Genomic DNA, 19,361 nt, shown 5'->3' with positions numbered 1-19,361 from the left:
TTAAACTAGTTATCTATCTTTTATTAACCTATGCCAAGCGCAATTTTAGCATAACGTGACATCATTTCTTTACTCCATGGCGGACTCCAAACAATATTTACTTCTGTATCTGAAATCTCAGGAATTTCTGCTAAGACCATTTTTACTTGGTTCATAATCTGTGGTCCAAGCGGACAACCCATAGAAGTTAATGTCATTTCCACTGTACATAAGCCTTCATCATCAACATCTACATTATATACTAAACCTAAGTTTACGATATCGATTCCTAACTCAGGGTCAATTACCATCTCTAAAGCATTTAGTATGCTATCTTTTAATCCTTCATCCATACATTTCACCTCTTCGTATTTAATCATACTAACAATATATCAAATATCTTACAAAACGCCAATAAAATGCTATGATATTCATACATCATTTATTAAATTTAAAGGAGATTTACATGAGTTCTTATTTAATTTGTTTAGACTTAGACGGAACACTGTTAAACGATGACAAGAAAATTACACCTTATACTAAAAAGGTTTTAACTACATTACAAAAGCAAGGACACAAACTAATGATAGCAACTGGCAGACCATACAGAGCCAGTCAAATTTATTATCATGAACTAAATATGAATACACCTGTAGTTAATTTTAATGGTGCTTTCGTGCATCATCCAAAAGATGATCATTTTAAAAATAAACATGAAGTACTAGATTTAGACTTATCACATGAGATTATTCAGTCACTAAACAACTTTGGTGTTTCCAATATTATTGCTGAAGTAAAAGATTATGTCTTTTTAAATAATTTTGACCAAAAATTATTTGATGGTTTTTCAATGGGAAACCCTAAAATAGAAACCGGCGATTTACTTAATTCTTTAAGTGAATCACCTACTTCAATTTTAGTCGAAGCTGAAGAGTTTATGATTCCTAGAATTAAGCAAATGCTTACACGTTTCTATGCTGAAAACATTGAACACCGAAGATGGGGCTCACCTTTCCCAGTTATTGAAATCGTAAAACAAGGTATTAGTAAAGCAAGAGGTATAGATTATGTAAAATCCTATTTAGATGTGGATAGAAATCATATTATTGCATTTGGTGATGAAGATAATGACTTAGAAATGATAAAATATGCCAAACATGGCATCGCTATGGAAAATGGTTTAGATGAACTAAAACATGTCGCAAATCATGTAACTTATTCAAATAATGACGATGGTATTGGTCGCTATTTAAATGATTTTTTCCATTTAAATTTATCTTATGAAACAGTAGTAGAATCACATATTTAATCATTAAATTTATAGGGGGCTATATACTATGAATAAAATTGTAGTGGTTGGGGCTGTTGCTGGAGGTGCAACCGTTGCTAGCCAAATCAGAAGATTAGACAAAGAGAGTGAAATCACCGTCTTTGAAAAAGATAGAGATATGAGTTTTGCTAACTGTGCACTGCCTTATTATTTAGGAAATGTCGTAGATTCTAGAGACAAAGTATTAGAAGCAACGCCAGAGTCTTTCTATGATTCTAAAAAGATTGTTGTTAAGCCCTATCACGAAGTAACTGCAATTAACGACAAAACTCAAACAATTACCGTTTTTAACAAACAAGACAAGACGACGTTTAAAGAAGACTATGACACTTTAATTTTAAGCCCTGGCTGTAGCGCGAATTCTTTAAACTTAAACAGTGATATCAGTTTTACATTAAGAAATATGGAAGATACTGATGCCATTGAAAACTTTATCGAGCGACAAAACGTTAAAACAGCACTTGTCGTTGGTGCGGGATATATTGGATTAGAAATATTAGATAATTTACATCATAGAGGGATTGATAGCACATTAATACATCGTTCAACTCATGTGAACAAATTAATGGATAGTGATATGAATCAACCCATTTTTGATGAAATGAAAGCAAGAGATATCAACTATCGTTTAAATGAAGAAATTGTAAAAGTGAATGGTCATGAAGTTCATTTTAAATCTGGTAAAGTTGAACACTATGATTTGATTATTGAAGGGATTGGCGTTAAACCTAATTCAGAATTCATTCAATCATCAAATGTAACTTTGGACAGTAAAGGTTACATTCCAGTAAACGATCATTTCCAAACGAACATCGAAAACATTTATGCTTTAGGTGATATTATTACTTCTCATTATCGTCATGTAGACTTAAATGCACATGTACCTTTAGCATGGGGTGCTCATAGAGCAGCAAGTATTATAGCAGAACAACTAGCAGGAAATACTTCTGTACACTTTAAGGGTTATTTAGGCGCAAATATTGTAAAATTCTTTGATTATACCTTTGCCAGTGTTGGCGTAACGCCACAAGAATTAGATAACTTTGATTATGAAATAGTAGAAGCTAACCAAGGAGAACATGCAGGTTATTACCCAGGAAATACTAAGTTACATTTACGTGTCTATTTCGATAAATCTAGCAGACGAATCATTCGTGCTGCTGCTGTAGGAAAAAATGGCGCTGATAAACGTATAGATGTTTTATCTATGGGCATGTTGCATAAATTAACCATTGATGAACTTACTGAGTTCGAAGTTTCTTATGCTCCACCTTATAGTCGACCAAAAGATATTATCAATATGATAGGCTATAAGGCGCGCAATAAATGATTTTTAGGAACTAATTCAGAGATAGAAATCACTTCATATTGATCTATTTTGTTAATTGATTTATTCAATATAATAAACACCACCACTGTATAATATATATATTATACTATTTTCAGATTAATGGTGGCAGTGATTTGGGCCGTCTCATGCTGGAAACGCACTAGCCGAAGACTACAGGCTAAGGCAGTGCCCGTGGAAAGCGTGCACAAAAAAACTGCCAACAAAGTCAGAGACTTGGTCGACAGTCTGAGCGGAGACAATTTAATGTCTCCGTTTTTTTTACATACCAAACATTTGAGTGATTGGGCCTTGCGGTAAAATAACACCAATAATCATAGTAATTATAATTAATGCAATCGTGCCCCACATCATACCATTGCTTGATTGTCCTTTTTTTCGTTTTGTAACTGTAACTTCCATTAACGCAACTACAGCAACACCACATATCATTTTCAATGTTAATAACATGTGTCCGCCTGAATTTCCATCACCAAATGCTTGAATCCAAATCCAAAATCCTGAAATTAAGACTAAAACCATGAATAATCTTAATAGCATATGAATTGGTTTAAAATAAGGTGTTGCACCTTGTTTTTCTGAGAAATTAAAGTAAGCTGCGAAAAACAAGATAATTAATAATACCCAACTTGCAATATGCATATGTAACATATATGATACCCCCACACTATTTTTACTTTTTATAAAAAATATAAATACATAATTGCTTTTAATTACAAAACTAAAAGCGTACTTCTCTAATCATACTGAAAAAGTATATGTTTTTCAAAAAAAGTTCTGCACTTCACATTTTATCTTTAATTTCAATTTAAAGCAATATCACTACTTTATTTCAAAAAAATTAGGCTAACTTTATTATCATTAGCCTAATTCGTTTATTTTTATTTTTCTGATATGAAATTTGTTAAAGTACCAATATTATCAATCGTTACTTTCACTTCATCACCTGGCTGTAAGAACTTAGGAGGTGCCATACCTGCACCCACACCAGCTGGTGTACCAGTAGCAATAATATCACCAGGATGTAATGCTACATATTTTGAAATCTCTTCAATCAATTCATCGATTTTAAGAATCATTTCTCCTGTATTACCATCTTGACGAATTTCATTATTTACTTTGGTTACAATATTTACATCTTCAGGTGTTGGTAATTCATCTTTTGTTACAATATATGGACCAACTGGGCAACCACCAGTTAAACTTTTAGATAAGAATGCTTGGTCCTGTTCGTTTTGAGCTTTACGGTCAGTAATGTCATTAATAATTGTATAGCCATATACATAGTCAAGTGCTAAAGCTTTAGGAATTTTTTCACCTGATTTACCTATTACAATACCTAGCTCACCTTCATAATCTAACTGATCTGTAATATCTTTATGGTTTGGTATTACACTATTATCACCCGTTAACGATGAAGCTGCCTTTGTGAAGACGTATAAACGTTGTACCTCATGATTCAATTCACTTGCGTGGTCTTGATAGTTACGTCCAAAAGCAATCACATTATTTGTTGGCGTTACTGGAGGTAAAAACTCAATATCTGTAAATGCAACTTTATATTCTTCAGCTCTGCCGCTATCTTCTGCCGCTACGACTGCTTTACGTACTTGTTCTTGGAAATCTAATATTTGGTTTTGTTGAAGACCATTCAATAATGTCTTAGGATGAAAGTCTCCTTCCGCAAAATCTGCAAAGACTTTTTTCAAGTCCCAAGCAGCTTCTTCTCTTTTAACTTTCACACCATAAGATGTCTGTTCATTATGTCTGAATGATAAAAATTTCATTCAATATCAGCTCCTCATCTATATCTTATTACATATTATAACTATATTTAGTAACAAATCACAAATAAATACCCATTATTTTCAAAAAATTCAATAAACACCGTCTTGGATATCGCATCATTATTTTAAATAAGTCACTTTACGCCACAACCATTCAATAGGTCCATATCTATAAAATTTCAGATACATATAACAGAAAATAAGTTGCAAACTGTATACAATAAATACGATAATATAAGATTCATAAAGTGGCAGCTTATTATAAAAACCTAAGCCTACAAAAATAAATGTAAAAATAAAACTTTGCATTAAGTATACTGTTAAACTTAATTTTCCTGGATACTTAAAAATACGCACTACTTTAGAAAACTGGTTAAATTGACAACAATAAATAAACAATAATATGTAACTAAATGCTACAAGCGGACCACCAATCATAGCGCTAATGATAGCAAAAGCTTGGTTTCCATAATCAATTACATATGGCATTTTAAAAGCATATCCTACAACTAACATAACAAATACGTATAAAATATGACGATGACGACTTTGATTGGATTGTACTTTTTCAATCAAGTTGTATTTTTGTGCTGCCATTCCTAAGAACACATACGGTAAAAATTCAAAATATGCAGAAAAAGTTACTGTATCTATAATATTATAGATATTTTCAGCAACATTTATTTTTAAATAGTTAAAATATTCACCACTTTGCTTTAAGTTGACGATTTCAGAAACATTATATCCGCTTATGTTAATAGTACTGTATGGATCATCGAAGAGTGTCACTAAAAAAGTAGGTAAAATCAAGATAAATACTTTTATTACATACAAAACAATTCCTATCTTAAAAAGTTGTTTTGCATTTTTTTTAATAAATAATACTGCAATCATCCCAGTAAATGCATAGCTGAATAAAATATCACCTGAAAAAAGTAAAAAACCGTGTAATGCACCTAATATTAATAAAAATATTAATCTCCTATAAATAAAAGGATAGTATTTCATTGACCTTTTTAGACTATGCTTATACATTATGGCTAAACCATAACCAAATAAAAAAGTGAAAATGGGATAAAAAGAACTAATTACAAAAAGCGTAACACCTCTTAATAAACTTTCATCTATACCCTTCACTAAATCAGGAAGAAATGATTCTTCATATGGCAGACTAAAAGTCAAAATATTCATCAATACAATGCCTAACAAACTGAACCCACGTAAAGCATCCAATTCAAATATTCTCTGCTGTGTCGACACTGTTTAGCACTCCTTTATCAAAGCATTATTTTATCGACTTATCATCTATTGAAAGTTGACCAAACTTAAAGAAATATAGATAGCCTTTAACAGATTCACCAAGGATGGTCTGTAAGGTGTTTCTATAATATTCCATTTGTATTTTATAACGGGTGCGTAATTGATTTCCGACTTCTTCATCTGACATATGCAAACGTCTATTAAAAGCATCTGTTTTATAATCAACGAAGTAATATTGATCATCTGTAATAAAAATCAAATCAATCATCCCTTGAATAATTGATGCATCTGTTTCTACATCTTGCAACTGGTCTACCTTTGCTTGATTAACAACGAAAGGTAATTCTCGATAAATATAATCACTTTGCGCTATCGTAAGATACAAATCGCTTTCAACAAATTTATGAATATCTTCAAATTGAATATCAGCTTTTGCATCTTTAGGAATGATAGATTTAACAATTAACTGCTCAACCAATGCTTCAATTTCTTCTGAAGTTAACCTTTCTTGTTTAAAAGGCAAATGCTGCATTACTGTATGCATTAATGTCCCAACTTCATTTGCTTTTCTTTTAGTTTGATGACTTAAAAATGCAGGTCTTTCGTATGCAGTAGTACCAATACGATACTGTCGAACTCTATCATAATTTGTATCCGCTTGTTCCGTTTCTAATTGTCGTTTTAATTCAGAAACAGACTGTTTTGAAGGTTTTACCATGGCTTCCTGATATGGATAGACGTAACTTAATTGTTGATGTATTTGTGTTTTTAAGGTGTCATTGCCACTATTCATATTCTCAATGTCACTAACAGTTCGCTGTTCACTATCTGAAATAACTTGTTCTGAAGCAACATCTTCATAAAATTCTGTAGTCAATTTCACATAAGGTTTCATCGTAGCATCAATATCATCTATCGATTGCTCGAATCGCATTTCACTTGGTAATGACGATGATTGATATTTTGCTAATATTGGATATATCATATCAATCGGTCTTTGAGCTGTAATTCTATAACTTACTGGTAAATGTGTTTCCGAGACAGAAACCTGCTCAAGTTGTGTTAATTCTTTCTCATCTTTAACACGACCGATCAAAAATAATTGTTCCTTAGCACGCGTCAATGCCACATAAATCAATCTCATCTCTTCTGAAACCATTTCTTTTTCTGCGATTGCTTTCAAAGTGACTGAAGATAATGACGGATACGCTAAATTTGACTCAACATCGTAATACGTCATACCAAGTCCATAATTTTGGTTTAGAATTACAGGTTTGTGTAAATCGTCTCTTCTAAATTTACGTGATAAACCAGAGTAAATAACAAATGGAAACTCTAACCCTTTACTACTATGAATTGTCATCATTCGCACAACATCGTCATTAGGACCTATAATATTTTCTTCGCCGAAATCTTTTCCGCGATCCATAAGTTCATCAATAAACCGAATAAATTGATATAAGCCGCGAAAACTAGAATTTTCAAATTCTACTGCTTTATTAAACAATCCATATAAATTCGCACGTCGACCTTTGCCGCCAATAAGTCCACTAAAATATTGAATAACATAATGATCATTGTAAAATTTATCAATAAGTTGATATACAGGATGATTTTGACTGTAGTCTTGATACATAGCTATATCATTTAAAAATGATTTTAATTTTTTGACTAGTTTTTTATTGGCAACATCATTATCCATATAATGTTGTATAGATTGGTAAAAATAATCATCATGAGGACTAAACACTCTAATGTTTGATAATTCATCTTCTGTAAATTGATAAATAACGGAACGCATTAAACCAACTAAATAAATATCTTGTAACGGGTTGTCAATTGTTCTTAAAAAGGACAATATCAATTGTACTTCTGTTTGTTCAAAATAGCCTTCCTTACTATTCACATGAAACGGAATATTATGATCTTTAAATGCTTGTTGTATTTTTCGCGCTTGCCCATATGACCTTTCTAAAATAACGATATCTTTGTAATTAGGCTTTCGATATTGTTGTGTTTTAATATCATAGATTTCATGATTATTCATTATTTTTTCAACTTGTTGCACAATGTATTCTGCTTCTTGTTCTGAACCATTTAAATCAGAAGATGCATCTTCTACTAACATATTTAAATTCACATCATGTGGCTTGTTGTCAAAGGGAGCTCCATAATACAATTGTGCTGCATCATCATAGTTAATCTCTCCTACAGATTCATCCATCATATGTTTAAATAAGTAATTAGTTGTTGTTAACACTTCTAATCTTGAACGGAAATTTTGAGATAAATCTATACGTAAACCATATGATGAACCATCTTCAGTAAAGCGATTATATTTTTCGATAAACAAACTAGGATCTGCTTGTCTAAATTTATAGATCGACTGTTTTACGTCCCCTACCATAAATAAGTTGCCATCATGTTCTGCACCACGTTTAATACAAGACAAAATCTTTTCTTGTACTCTGTTTGTGTCTTGATATTCATCTACTAATATTTCTTCGAACTGTTCACGATAAGCTTGTGCAATGATTGAAGGTGAACCATCATCATTTGTTAAAATTTTCAAAGCAAAATGTTCATAATCTGAGAAATCTAAAATATTTCGACTGCGTTTTTTTTGATTAAAAAGTGTTATGACATCTTTGGTAATAAGACTAAGATAAGCTACTCTAGGTGCTAAACGTTGCATATCTGCTTTTAGATTTTCTGAAGATCTTGAAAAATAATCATTTTTAACTTTTGACACTAATTTTTTATAATTATCATAATATGCTTTACCATCGTCATAAGCATCTATCATCATTTCATTCGCTTCTTTAATCTTTTTATCTTTTCGAGGAAATGTTTTTTCGAATTCGTGTTGCACGATTGTTTCATGATTTATATGGCCATTTTCCATAGCTTTAGCTAAAAATTGTTGTTCTTTTTCGATAACTGCAATTTGCTTATCTACTTGCTCAAGCATCATAAATAAATCATAACTTTTATTTAATGACTCTAACGCTGACTCCATAAATATCATAGCCAACTCATTAAGCAATTTTAATAATGCTTCCTGTTGTGCTTTATCTTTATATGGTGTTGAAAGATGACTTAACCAATTCAAAGGATCGGGATTAGCAACACTAAAGAAATACATTTTTTTTACAATATCTCTAAGTTGCTCATCATTTCTATCTGAAGACAATTGTTCAGTCAAATCAACAAAATGAGGATCTAATATATCGTAATGTTGTTCTAAAACTTCATCAATGGTTTGTTCAAGTAGCAAAATATTTTCCGCTTCACCACTTGTTTTAAAGTTTGGATCAATATCTAATACATCGTAATGTTGCTGAATTAACTTTAAACAAAAACTGTGAAGTGTAGAAATTTGAGCTTGATGAATTTTAATGCGTTGATTCTTTAGATGTGTATTATCAGGTGATTCAATAAATGCTTCTTGAATACGTTGGTCTACGCGTTGCTTCATTTCTCTTGCACTAGCATTAGTAAATGTTACGACTAATAAACGATCTACGTCGATTTTATCTCTAAGAATGCGTTGAATGATACGTTCAACTAAGACCGCTGTTTTACCAGAGCCTGCAGCTGCTGCTACAAGTATATCTTGATCTTTTGCAAAGATACTTTTCCACTGATTATCGGTCCACCTTGTATCAGCTGGTTTTACAGGAATCTCACTTATCATTCTTCTTCCTCACTTTCTAACTCCAAATTTTGTATCGCTTCAATTGGGTTAATTGTTTCATCTACAGTTCTATAGCGTTTACTATCAATCATACCATCAACATGACAGACTGGTTTATAGCTACAGAAATCACATGGCAGTGTTTGATTATATTTCATGGGTGCTACTTCTGTATGACCGTCCATAATATTAGATGCTGTTTCTATAAAATTTTGTTTATTATGCTGGATTAATTTGTAAATAGTCTTTTCGTCCGCAACTTTACTATTAGACTTAATACCACCGTCTTTTTTCAAACCTAAAGGTACAATATCTGAATTATAGCTTGGTTCTATTCGAGTATCGAAAGCGTCTAATACTGCTTCATCACTATTTAATAAGCCACTTAATTTAAAAGATTGAATAAATTCTAAATCTCTTTTCGTCTCATTTAATTCATTCCAAGCAAGTTTTATACGTGGTTCATGAACATGAAAATACAATAACCCACCTGGTTTAGTCATATTAGTTAGCCCGAGTCTAGATTTATTTTGTAATACAATATCCATATAGGTCATCATTTGCATTTGCATACCATAATAGACTTTTGTTAAATCTAAAGTTCCACTATATTTTGATGATTTATAATCAATAATATTTACAAAACTTTCATCTCCATGGTTATACGTATCTATCCGGTCAATTTGTCCTCGAATATTGATAGGAACCCCTTGTGTTGTTTGTAAAGGCTGAGCATATAGCTCTTGATTGTCCCTTGGTTTTTTTCTGAAGCTAGCTTCAAAGCGTTGCGGCGTAAATTTACTGTAACTACCTTGATATTTTAACGCAGTTAAAGTTGTTTCTACTATTGAACCTATGCGCTGTGACAAATAGCGATAATAAGCTGTTGAATTTAATAAATTAAATTGTATCTCTGGGAGAATTTCAGATAATGCGTCACTCGTTAATTTTTGAATTTGCTTTACGTTTAAATTTTTGAAGTCACCATTAATTTTTTCAGAGATAAATTTTAATACTTGATGGAATATATCACCTAAATCAAAGTTTTCTAGTTTATATTTTGTACGTTCATTAAGTCGTAAACCATGTGAAGCAAAGTGTTTGAATGGACATGATTGATACCCTTCAAAACGTGATACGCTAGCATTAATGGTCGTACCATATAAATCTTTTGATAATGCTTCACTTAATTGTACTGTTTTATTATCGTAAGTGAGTGCTGATAATAAATAACTAAGTCCCGTATTTAATTTCTCATCATCTCTCATAACTTGATATGTATCTAACCATGTATCTGCGACAATTTCTTCATCAAGCCACGCTTTGAGTGATTCAAATAATGCAATTTTTGTTTGATGTGGATGTTCCATTAATGTTAGTGGATTTGCTTGATGTTGACGATGGATGTTTTGTACTTCAAGATTTGTAAACAGTTGCTGAATTTGACTTAAAAATGGACTTGCTTCTTTTTCATCTCCACTTGCGCCCATTAATGAATACGAGAATGTCACTTCTGAACGTCCTCTCGTCATAGCAATATAGCATACAAATGCTTCATCCATTTGTAATATGTCTGATGTTGGACTTAATTCAATCGCAGATTGTTCTTCGAAGTATTTTTTCTCTTCATCTGTAATTAAGCCTGAAGCACTAACAGTCTGAGGTAAAATACCGTCATTTACACCAACTAAATACACATGCTGCTTATTATCAACTTTTGCTAGGTCCATGGTACCAATGCTAACTTGATCAAGTGTTTGAGGAATCATTACAAATTCCAATTGATCCAAACCAATATCTAACAACTCTAAAAATCTACTTTTTGTTAAATCTTGAGTACCAAATACTGTCACTAAATCATCTAATGTTTGAATAAAACCGTGCCATATTTGATCAATTTCTTCTGCTTTACGGTGTTCGCCTTCAGCGTCTAACGTATCACGTTCTGTCATTAACTGGCTCGGTAAATCAAATGATTCGATTGCTTCGTAAAATGCCGTTGCAAAATCAACAGCTGTTGTTGCATTAGCCATTTGATTTTCAAAGCGCATAATTTTATCTATCACATCTACTTTTAATTGGATGACCCTCTCAAATGTTTCACGTTCTTCTTCTGTTAAAGGTTGTCGTTTTAAACCCATTTTTCTAAATTGTTCAATTTGGAAATATTTATCATCTATCCAACGTTTTCCATAAATACCACGTTCTAATACAAAATTTTCTAAAATATCAATTAAGTATTGGCTGTCTTTAAATTTTTTAGTTAAAATATTTGTTTTAAACAAACGCATGAGCGGTTCAAAGTTCCAATTTGTCTGAAGTACTTCAATTAATGAACGGAACATTTCCATTATAGGATGATGTGTCATTGATGACTTGACGTCAATATTATACGGGATGTCATATTGGGGTAAAATAGATTCCATTAAATATGCGTATGTCTCATCTCTATATAAAATAGCAATATCTTGAAACCGTCTACCCAATTCACGATTTTCTTTTAGAATGCGTCTTGCAACTTCATTTATTTCTTCTCGCATCACTGATGATTCTATGATAGAGATGTGTCCTTTTGACGCAATGGGTTCAAATTGCAATGCATTAAAGTTTTGTTCCAAATGTTTTAAATCATCGTGAATGAATCTTTGTTGTTGATAAAATTGCTTAATATTTAAATCAATATTTAATTCACTTGCAATATCTTGCATATGTGTTAAAGATTCTGATGGCTTTCTAAATAAACTAAAAACATCTTTATCTCCATCAGTAGTTAAAGCAACCGTAACTTTTTTAGTATTTTGAACTAATGACCGAATGATTTGATATTCGATTGTAGAAAAGTTATGAAATCCATCAATGTAAATCTCAGCACGTTGCAACCATTCAGACTGATTCATCACCTTAATAAATCGTTGCAAACTATCCTCAGTAGAAACATATTCACCACGAATTCTATCTTCCAATTGTTTATATATTAATGCAATGTCTTCTAATTTATGCTTAGTTCTCGTTTGTAAATGATTGGTTGCTATATACTCTTCAATATGTTGTGGTGAAACCGCATATTTCTTAAAATCTTGTATTTGTTCATATAATTTTTCACTGAAACCATAGTATTTCACTTGTGATTGATACAATTTCAACTGTGACTGATGTTGTTGAATAATGTCATAAATCATCATTTCAGTACCAACTTTGGATAACTGTTGTTCTGTTAATCCTCCAACTTCTTGAAAAACACGATGACTTAATCGTTCAAAATGGAGCACTTCAGTTCTCAAACTACCATATAATAATGGATCGTTTACGAAAGCTTGTTCTAACTGAAAAGTGTTTTGGGTAGGTGCGATTAATATAATAGGATCCCCTAACGGATTTTGTTTCATTTTCGTTTTTATTTCTTCTATTACACTGTATGATTTACCAGTGCCAGCTCTCCCAATATAAGCATTGAATTCCATTGCATACAACAACTCCTTTGATTTATATTTTAACATATTAAGCATTGTACTTTGTTTATTAGTCTATGTGATTTACCTACATTTAAGTTCATATATATTAATTAAATACTGTATTGTTTTCATGTTTATAAAACATTTCTCAAACGGTTAACAAACCACAAATTGTACAATCGTTCTATATAGAAAAAACCTGAGACATTTGTATGTCTCAGGATATATGCATATATTATCTATTCATAACTGACATCTGGATTAAATCCAAATGTCATTTTATTTAGTGGCCAATATCTAAACGAAACTTTACCTACTACCTTATCTTCATCAATTAAACCAAATGAACGACTATCTTTACTTACTTCACGATTATCACCTAATACTAACAATTTCCCTTCTGGAATTTTGTTTTTACCACTAGCCTGATTGAAATCTTCTGTTTTATAAGTACCTGTAATATATTCACCTAATTTATGTTTTTCATTGTAATCTAAATAAGGTTCATCAACTTTTTTACCATTAACATATAATTGGTCTTTTTTATATTCAATGTTATCTCCAGACGTACCAATGATACGTTTTACATAATCTTGTTCTTTATTAGCGTGGAATACAATGACATTTCCCTTTTCTAAATGTCCTAGTTTTTGACCAATCATATTTACAACTACACGTTCACCATCTTTTAAGGTTGGATCCATAGAATCCCCTTTGACTGTGTATGATTTTGCAACAAAATTTGTAATCAATAATACTAACGCTACTGCGACAGCAATTGACACAATCCATTCTAGTATTTCTTTTTTCACTTTTTACACCTCGTCTATTTATTTAAAGTTTACTGTGAAGTTGCTTAAAGGGTAATACCTTAAACTTACATCACCAATAACGTCTTCTTGTCGAACAAAGCCTTCTGTTCTAGAATCATTTTTTATTTCACGATTATCATTCAGTACAAAGTATTCGTCTGGTGGAATAACATCTCCTTCAGAACCTTTAATATTTCTGAGGGACAAATCATCAATACTTGACTCAGTATACCTTTCATCTACTTGTCTGTCATCTCTATACAATTGATTATTTTTAAAGGTTATAGATTGGCCGGGCTTCCCGATAATTCTACCAATATGTACATCGTCACCTTTATGGTACATGATGATATCGTTTAGCTTTAACATGTTAAAAGTTGTTTTGATTTTATTAACAATCACACGATCGTTTTGTTTCAACGTCGGCGTCATACTTTTATCTTGTATAACTGCTCCTGTAACAATAAAAGTCTGAATCAATATTACAATAATAATCGCAAATATTATAGAAATCAAATGTTTTACTATCTTACCCAAATTGTCACTCCTCTGGAGAATGCATAAAATATCGTTCAAGTTTTCTACCTATAAACCAAACGACAATAATAACAATAATAATGATAATCAACCTTAACGGCTCTGTAAATAGTGTCGTAATATCATTACCTAACCATCCAATCAAACCGATCATTACCAATTTCGAACTGAACAATACTACAAGATAAACGTGTGCTCTGATATGCGACAGGCTTACTACCAAGTTCACTAATGCACTTGGTGTAAATGGAAAACATAATAGGATAAAAATAGGGATAACCCCTTTTCTATCTATAAAATGAATTAACCTCTGAACTGAGGTACGTTGCTGTAGCTTTTTCATATAACGTGTATGGTTCAATCTGCGGAAGCCTAAAAATACAAGATAGCTCCCTAAAACAGTACCCAACCATGCTAATAATGTTCCCATCCACAATCCGAACGCATTCACATTAACAATCACAAATACAATAATAGGTAGTACTGGGATAAAAGCTTCAATAAAAGGCAATAAAAACCCTACGATATAACCTAAACTGCCAAATAAATCAAACCAATACTGCACTTGTTCTTGAGTCATTTCATCAGTCCCTACCATTGTTAGTCAACGATAATTATAAGTGTATTATAGCGATTTTAAAACAATTATGTATGCTTTTGTACAAATATCAGTCTCAAGTACCAAAAAGGTTAATAACATCTCACAGAAATGATGATGTGCATTGATAAAATAAGGCACATACAAAAAATGATTCCCGCCTGATTAGTGCGGAAATCATTTTGTCAGTCATTTTTTAAATTAATAAATAGATAAAATTATAAACGTTTTTCTAATGCTTCTTTTTTATCTTCAAAACCTGGCTTACCTAATAACGCGAACATATTTTGTTTATATGCTTCTACGCCTGGTTGGTTAAACGGATTGACTCCAAGTTGGTAGCCACTCATCGCACAAGCCATTTCAAAGAAATAAACAAGATAACCAAATGTTTCTTCATCTAATTGAGGAACATTAATCACTACATTCGGTACGCCTCCATCAGTATGTGCTAATAAAGTACCTTCAAAGGCTTTAGTGTTCACTTCATCAATTGTTTTGCCTGCTAAATAATTTAATCCATCTAAGTTTTCACTATCTTCTTCAATAGTAATGTTATGTTTCGGTGTATTTACTTTGACAACCGTTTCGAATAAGAAACGACGGCCCTCTTGTACATATTGTCCAAGTGAGTGTAAATCAGTTGTATAGTTTGCACTGGATGGATAGATGCCCTTGTAATCTTTACCTTCTGATTCACCAAATAATTGTTTCCACCACTCGTTGAAATATTGCATTGAAGGTTCATAGTTTATTAACATTTCAGTGTCATAGCCTTTTGCATATAAAATATTACGAATACTGGCGTATTGATAAGCAATATTATCTTCTAGGTTTTCAGAAGAAAGCTCTTCTCTAGCTTTAGCAGCACCGCCCATCATAGCTTCAATATCAATACCTGCAACAGCTATTGGTAATAAGCCTACTGCTGTTAAAACGGAGTAACGACCACCAATATCATCAGGAACTACAAACGTTTCATAGCCTTCATTTGTTGCTAATTGTTTTAAAGCACCTTTTTCTTTATCAGTAGTTGCAAAAATACGCTGTTTGGCCTCTTCTTTACCATATTTATTTTCTAAGATTTGTTTAAATAGTCTGAATGAAACTGCTGGTTCTGTTGTTGTACCAGATTTAGAAATAACATTAACTGAAAAATCTTTACCGTCTAAATAATGAATTAGTTCTTGTGTATATGTCGAAGATAAATGATTACCTACAAAGACAATTTCAGGATATTCATCACTATTTCTAAAAGCTGGTGTTAACATTTCAATTGCAGCACGTGCACCTAAATATGAACCACCAATACCAATCACTACAAATACATCTGAATTTTTTTTAACACGTTTAGAAGCTTCTAAAATACGTGAAAACTCTTCTCTATCATAATTAATAGGTAAATCAATCCAACCTAAGAAGTCACTACCAGCACCTGTTCCTTCATGAATTGTGTTATGAATTGATTTAACAATATCTTTTTGTTGCTGTAATTCATGTTCGCCGAAAAATTCTAAAGTTTTACCATAATCTAATTGAATATGAGTCATCTAAATTGCCTCCAGTGTTTTTGATTTCATATATATTTTACTAAGTTTATTTTGACTATTCAAACAACTAGCCTATAAAACAAGATTTTTTATAAATATTTTAGCTTATTCTTTTATTATATAACAAACAGAACATCTAATTATATATTCATCAATATATACATTTCTATAAATCCGACAAAATCTCAAACAAACCTATAAATAAGTACTATAAGTAAAATTTAAATTGTAAGAAATTTCTACAATTTGCATAATTATGTATAAAAATGGTTTTATTTTCATAATTCTTCTGCTATACTTACTAATATCAAATTTATAAACAACATATTAAAAAATTCAATTGAGGTGTAATATATGAAGGAAAAAATAGTTTTAGCATATTCCGGCGGTTTAGATACAAGTGTGGCAGTAAAATGGTTGATAGATAAAGGCTATGATATCGTTGCTTGCTGCTTGGATGTTGGTGAAGGTAAGGACCTAGACCTAGTTCATCAAAAAGCTTTAGATATGGGAGCAATTGAATGTCATATTATTGATGCCACTGAAGAATTCAGTGAAGATTTTGTTTCATATGCAATCAAAGGCAATTTGATGTATGAAGGCACATATCCCCTAGTCTCCGCATTATCAAGACCTTTAATTTCAAAAAAATTGGTTGAAATTGCAAGTAAAACAAATGCAGTAGGTATTGCACATGGTTGTACCGGAAAAGGTAATGACCAAGTTCGTTTTGAAGTCGCGATAAAAGCGTTAGACCCAGAGTTAAAAGTATTTGCTCCAGTGAGAGAATGGGCTTGGAGCCGTGAAGAAGAAATTGATTATGCAATCAAACATAATATTCCAGTACCTATCCAACATGATTCTCCGTATTCTATTGATCAAAATCTATGGGGAAGAAGTAATGAATGTGGTATTTTAGAAGATCCATATGCCGCACCACCTAAAGATGCTTTTGACTTAACAAATGAAATTGAAGATACACCTGACGAAGCTGATGAGATCGTACTTACGTTCGAACAAGGCTTACCTATCGCTTTAAATGGTAAATCTTATAAGTTAAGTCAATTAATTTTAGATTTAAACAAATTAGCTGGTAAACATGGCATTGGTAGAATTGATCATGTGGAAAATAGACTCGTTGGTATTAAATCAAGAGAAGTATACGAAACGCCTGCAGCAGAAGTCATAATGAAAGCACACAAAGCACTTGAAACGATTACTTTAACTAAAGATGTAGCTCATTTTAAACCTGTTATTGAAAAACAATTTTCGGAACAAACATACAATGGTCTTTGGTTCTCTCCACTAACAGATAGCTTAAAAGCTTTTGTGGATAGTACACAAAAATTCGTTTCTGGTGATGTACGTATTAAATTATTTAAAGGCAGTGCTGTTGTAAACGGCAGAAAATCACCTCATACACTATATAACGAAAAATTAGCTACTTATACTAAGGAAGATGCATTTAATCAAGAATCTGCAGTCGGTTTTATTGATATCTTTGGTTTACCTACAAAAGTTAATTCTATGTTACATGGTGGTTACTTAGATGAGTAATAAAGCTTGGGGAGGAAGATTTAGTGAGCAGCCCGAAGATTGGGTCGATGAATTTAATGCCTCCATTCACTTTGATAAAACACTCATTCAATATGATGTGCAAGGAAGTATTGCTCACGCTAAAATGCTAGCCAAACAAGATATCATAACTGATGAAGACTGTAAGCAAATAGTTAATGGTTTAACAGCGATTTTAAATGATTATGAACAAGGAAATTTAACGTTCGATGTTTCTTTAGAAGATATTCATCTCAACATCGAACATGAATTAATTAAACGTATCGGTGATGCAGGTGGTAGATTGCATACAGGACGTAGCAGAAATGATCAAGTCGCTACTGATATGCACTTATATACAAAAGATGAAGTTACTCAGATTATTGAGCTCGTCAATGATTTGCAACAAACCATCGTCAATATCGCAGAACAACATGTCAATACAATTATGCCAGGTTATACGCATTTACAAAGAGCGCAGCCCATTTCATTTGCACACCATATACTAACTTATTACTGGATGTTAGATAGAGATAAATCGCGTTTTCAGGATAGTTTGAAGCGTATCGATATTTCCCCACTTGGCGCTGCTGCACTAAGTGGAACGACTTATCCAATCGATCGTCATGAAACGCAATCTTTATTGAATTTCAATTCTGTTTACGAAAACAGTATAGATGCTGTAAGCGATAGAGATTATATTGTAGAAACATTGCATAACATATCATTAACAATGATACATTTATCGCGTTTTGCTGAAGAAATTATCTTTTGGTCATCAGCAGAAGCCAATTTTGTAACTTTATCGGATGCGTTTTCAACAGGCTCGTCAATCATGCCTCAAAAGAAAAACCCTGACATGGCAGAGTTAATAAGAGGTAAAGTAGGACGTACGACAGGAAACCTAATGAGCATATTAATGACGCTCAAAGGTTTACCCTTAGCATATAACAAAGATATGCAAGAAGACAAAGAAGGCTTGTTTGATGCTGTTCACACGATAAAAGGTTCCTTGCGTATTTTTGCAGGTATGATAGATACAATGACTGTGAATGTCGATCGTCTACATCAAACTGTTTATAATGATTTTTCAAATGCTACTGAACTGGCAGATTACCTAGTCAATAAAGGAGTTCCGTTTAGAACAGCACATGAAATTGTAGGGAAAATCGTACTATGGTCAATTCAACATAATGTCTATTTATTAGATGTGCCATTGGAAGAATATCAAAATGCGCATACAAGTATCGATGCAGATATTTATGATTTCTTAAAGCCAGAAAATTGTGTTAGCCGTAGAATTAGTTATGGCTCAACTGGACAAGCAGCTGTGGAACACCAATTATCAGTCATTAAGCAGCAACAAGATACAAATTAAAAAACTTTATAACAGAATATGAGACATAAATCTCAGAAAAATAGCACTCAGATGATTTAATTCAATTCATCTGAGTGCT

Annotated in this window: 14 protein-coding genes; 4 read left to right on the top strand and 10 right to left on the bottom strand. The window is 32.1% G+C overall.

The genetic code is table 11. The features are described 5' to 3' along the window. Window positions 1–23: 23 nt before the first annotated feature. Window positions 24–332, bottom strand: coding sequence for a metal-sulfur cluster assembly factor (locus KA873_RS03775; protein ID WP_019469047.1), 309 nt, complete (start codon window positions 330–332; stop codon window positions 24–26). 113 nt (window positions 333–445) lie between these two features. Here KA873_RS03775 and KA873_RS03770 point away from each other — a divergent pair, with 113 nt between their 5' ends. Both KA873_RS03770 and KA873_RS03765 read left to right on the top strand, forming a co-directional pair. Continuing rightward, window positions 446–1,288, top strand: coding sequence for a Cof-type HAD-IIB family hydrolase (locus tag KA873_RS03770; protein WP_107386141.1), 843 nt, complete (start codon window positions 446–448; stop codon window positions 1,286–1,288). Between the two features lie 28 nt (window positions 1,289–1,316). After that, window positions 1,317–2,639, top strand: a complete 1,323-nt coding sequence (locus KA873_RS03765; RefSeq protein WP_107504544.1) for a CoA-disulfide reductase — start codon at window positions 1,317–1,319, stop codon at window positions 2,637–2,639. Between the two features lie 279 nt (window positions 2,640–2,918). On the opposite strand, the gene KA873_RS03760 is transcribed toward KA873_RS03765, so the two are convergent. From KA873_RS03760 to KA873_RS03720, 9 genes are all read right to left on the bottom strand, one after another. Next, entirely contained in the window at window positions 2,919–3,308 is a 390-nt protein-coding gene (locus KA873_RS03760; protein ID WP_019469044.1) for a YisL family protein, read from the bottom strand. A 230-nt stretch (window positions 3,309–3,538) separates the two neighbouring features. Next, a complete protein-coding gene (locus KA873_RS03755) occupies window positions 3,539–4,444 on the bottom strand; it encodes a fumarylacetoacetate hydrolase family protein (protein WP_107504543.1) in 906 nt (301 codons plus the stop codon). Window positions 4,445–4,564: 120 nt separating this feature from the next. Next, window positions 4,565–5,704: a DUF418 domain-containing protein gene (locus KA873_RS03750; protein ID WP_107504542.1), complete on the bottom strand. Its 1,140-nt coding sequence runs from the start codon at window positions 5,702–5,704 to the stop codon at window positions 4,565–4,567. Between the two features lie 25 nt (window positions 5,705–5,729). After that, complete coding sequence (gene addA / locus KA873_RS03745) at window positions 5,730–9,401, bottom strand: helicase-exonuclease AddAB subunit AddA (RefSeq protein WP_107386137.1); 3,672 nt, start codon at window positions 9,399–9,401, stop codon at window positions 5,730–5,732. Beyond that, window positions 9,398–12,862 carry a helicase-exonuclease AddAB subunit AddB gene (gene addB / locus KA873_RS03740; RefSeq protein WP_107504541.1) on the bottom strand — a complete coding sequence of 1,155 codons (3,465 nt, stop codon included), beginning with the start codon at window positions 12,860–12,862 and terminating at the stop codon, window positions 9,398–9,400. Before addB ends, addA begins: the two co-directional genes overlap by 4 nt. Window positions 12,863–13,092: 230 nt before the next feature. Beyond that, complete coding sequence (lepB, locus tag KA873_RS03735; RefSeq protein ID WP_107504540.1) at window positions 13,093–13,665, bottom strand: signal peptidase I; 573 nt, start codon at window positions 13,663–13,665, stop codon at window positions 13,093–13,095. An 18-nt stretch (window positions 13,666–13,683) separates the two neighbouring features. Next, window positions 13,684–14,202, bottom strand: coding sequence for a signal peptidase I (gene lepB, locus KA873_RS03730; RefSeq protein WP_107504539.1), 519 nt, complete (start codon window positions 14,200–14,202; stop codon window positions 13,684–13,686). A gap of 4 nt (window positions 14,203–14,206) precedes the next feature. Further along, window positions 14,207–14,782, bottom strand: a complete 576-nt coding sequence (locus tag KA873_RS03725; protein WP_107384477.1) for a TVP38/TMEM64 family protein — start codon at window positions 14,780–14,782, stop codon at window positions 14,207–14,209. A gap of 236 nt (window positions 14,783–15,018) precedes the next feature. Next, window positions 15,019–16,350, bottom strand: a complete 1,332-nt coding sequence (locus tag KA873_RS03720) for a glucose-6-phosphate isomerase (protein WP_107386134.1) — start codon at window positions 16,348–16,350, stop codon at window positions 15,019–15,021. Window positions 16,351–16,704: 354 nt separating this feature from the next. Between KA873_RS03720 and KA873_RS03715 the strand changes: the two genes are divergently transcribed. Both KA873_RS03715 and argH read left to right on the top strand, forming a co-directional pair. Beyond that, on the top strand, window positions 16,705–17,907 hold the full coding sequence (locus tag KA873_RS03715) for an argininosuccinate synthase (protein ID WP_107384479.1): 1,203 nt from the start codon (window positions 16,705–16,707) through the stop codon (window positions 17,905–17,907). Beyond that, a complete protein-coding gene (gene argH, locus KA873_RS03710; protein ID WP_107504538.1) occupies window positions 17,900–19,282 on the top strand; it encodes an argininosuccinate lyase in 1,383 nt (460 codons plus the stop codon). The genes KA873_RS03715 and argH overlap by 8 nt, the downstream gene beginning before the upstream one ends. Window positions 19,283–19,361: the final 79 nt, after the last annotated feature.

The organism is Staphylococcus sp. GDY8P45P, assembly GCF_017892745.1.
Lineage (GTDB): Bacteria > Bacillota > Bacilli > Staphylococcales > Staphylococcaceae > Staphylococcus > Staphylococcus cohnii.
Note: the sequence above shows the minus strand (reverse complement) of the source record. Positions and strands in the feature narration are given on the sequence as shown.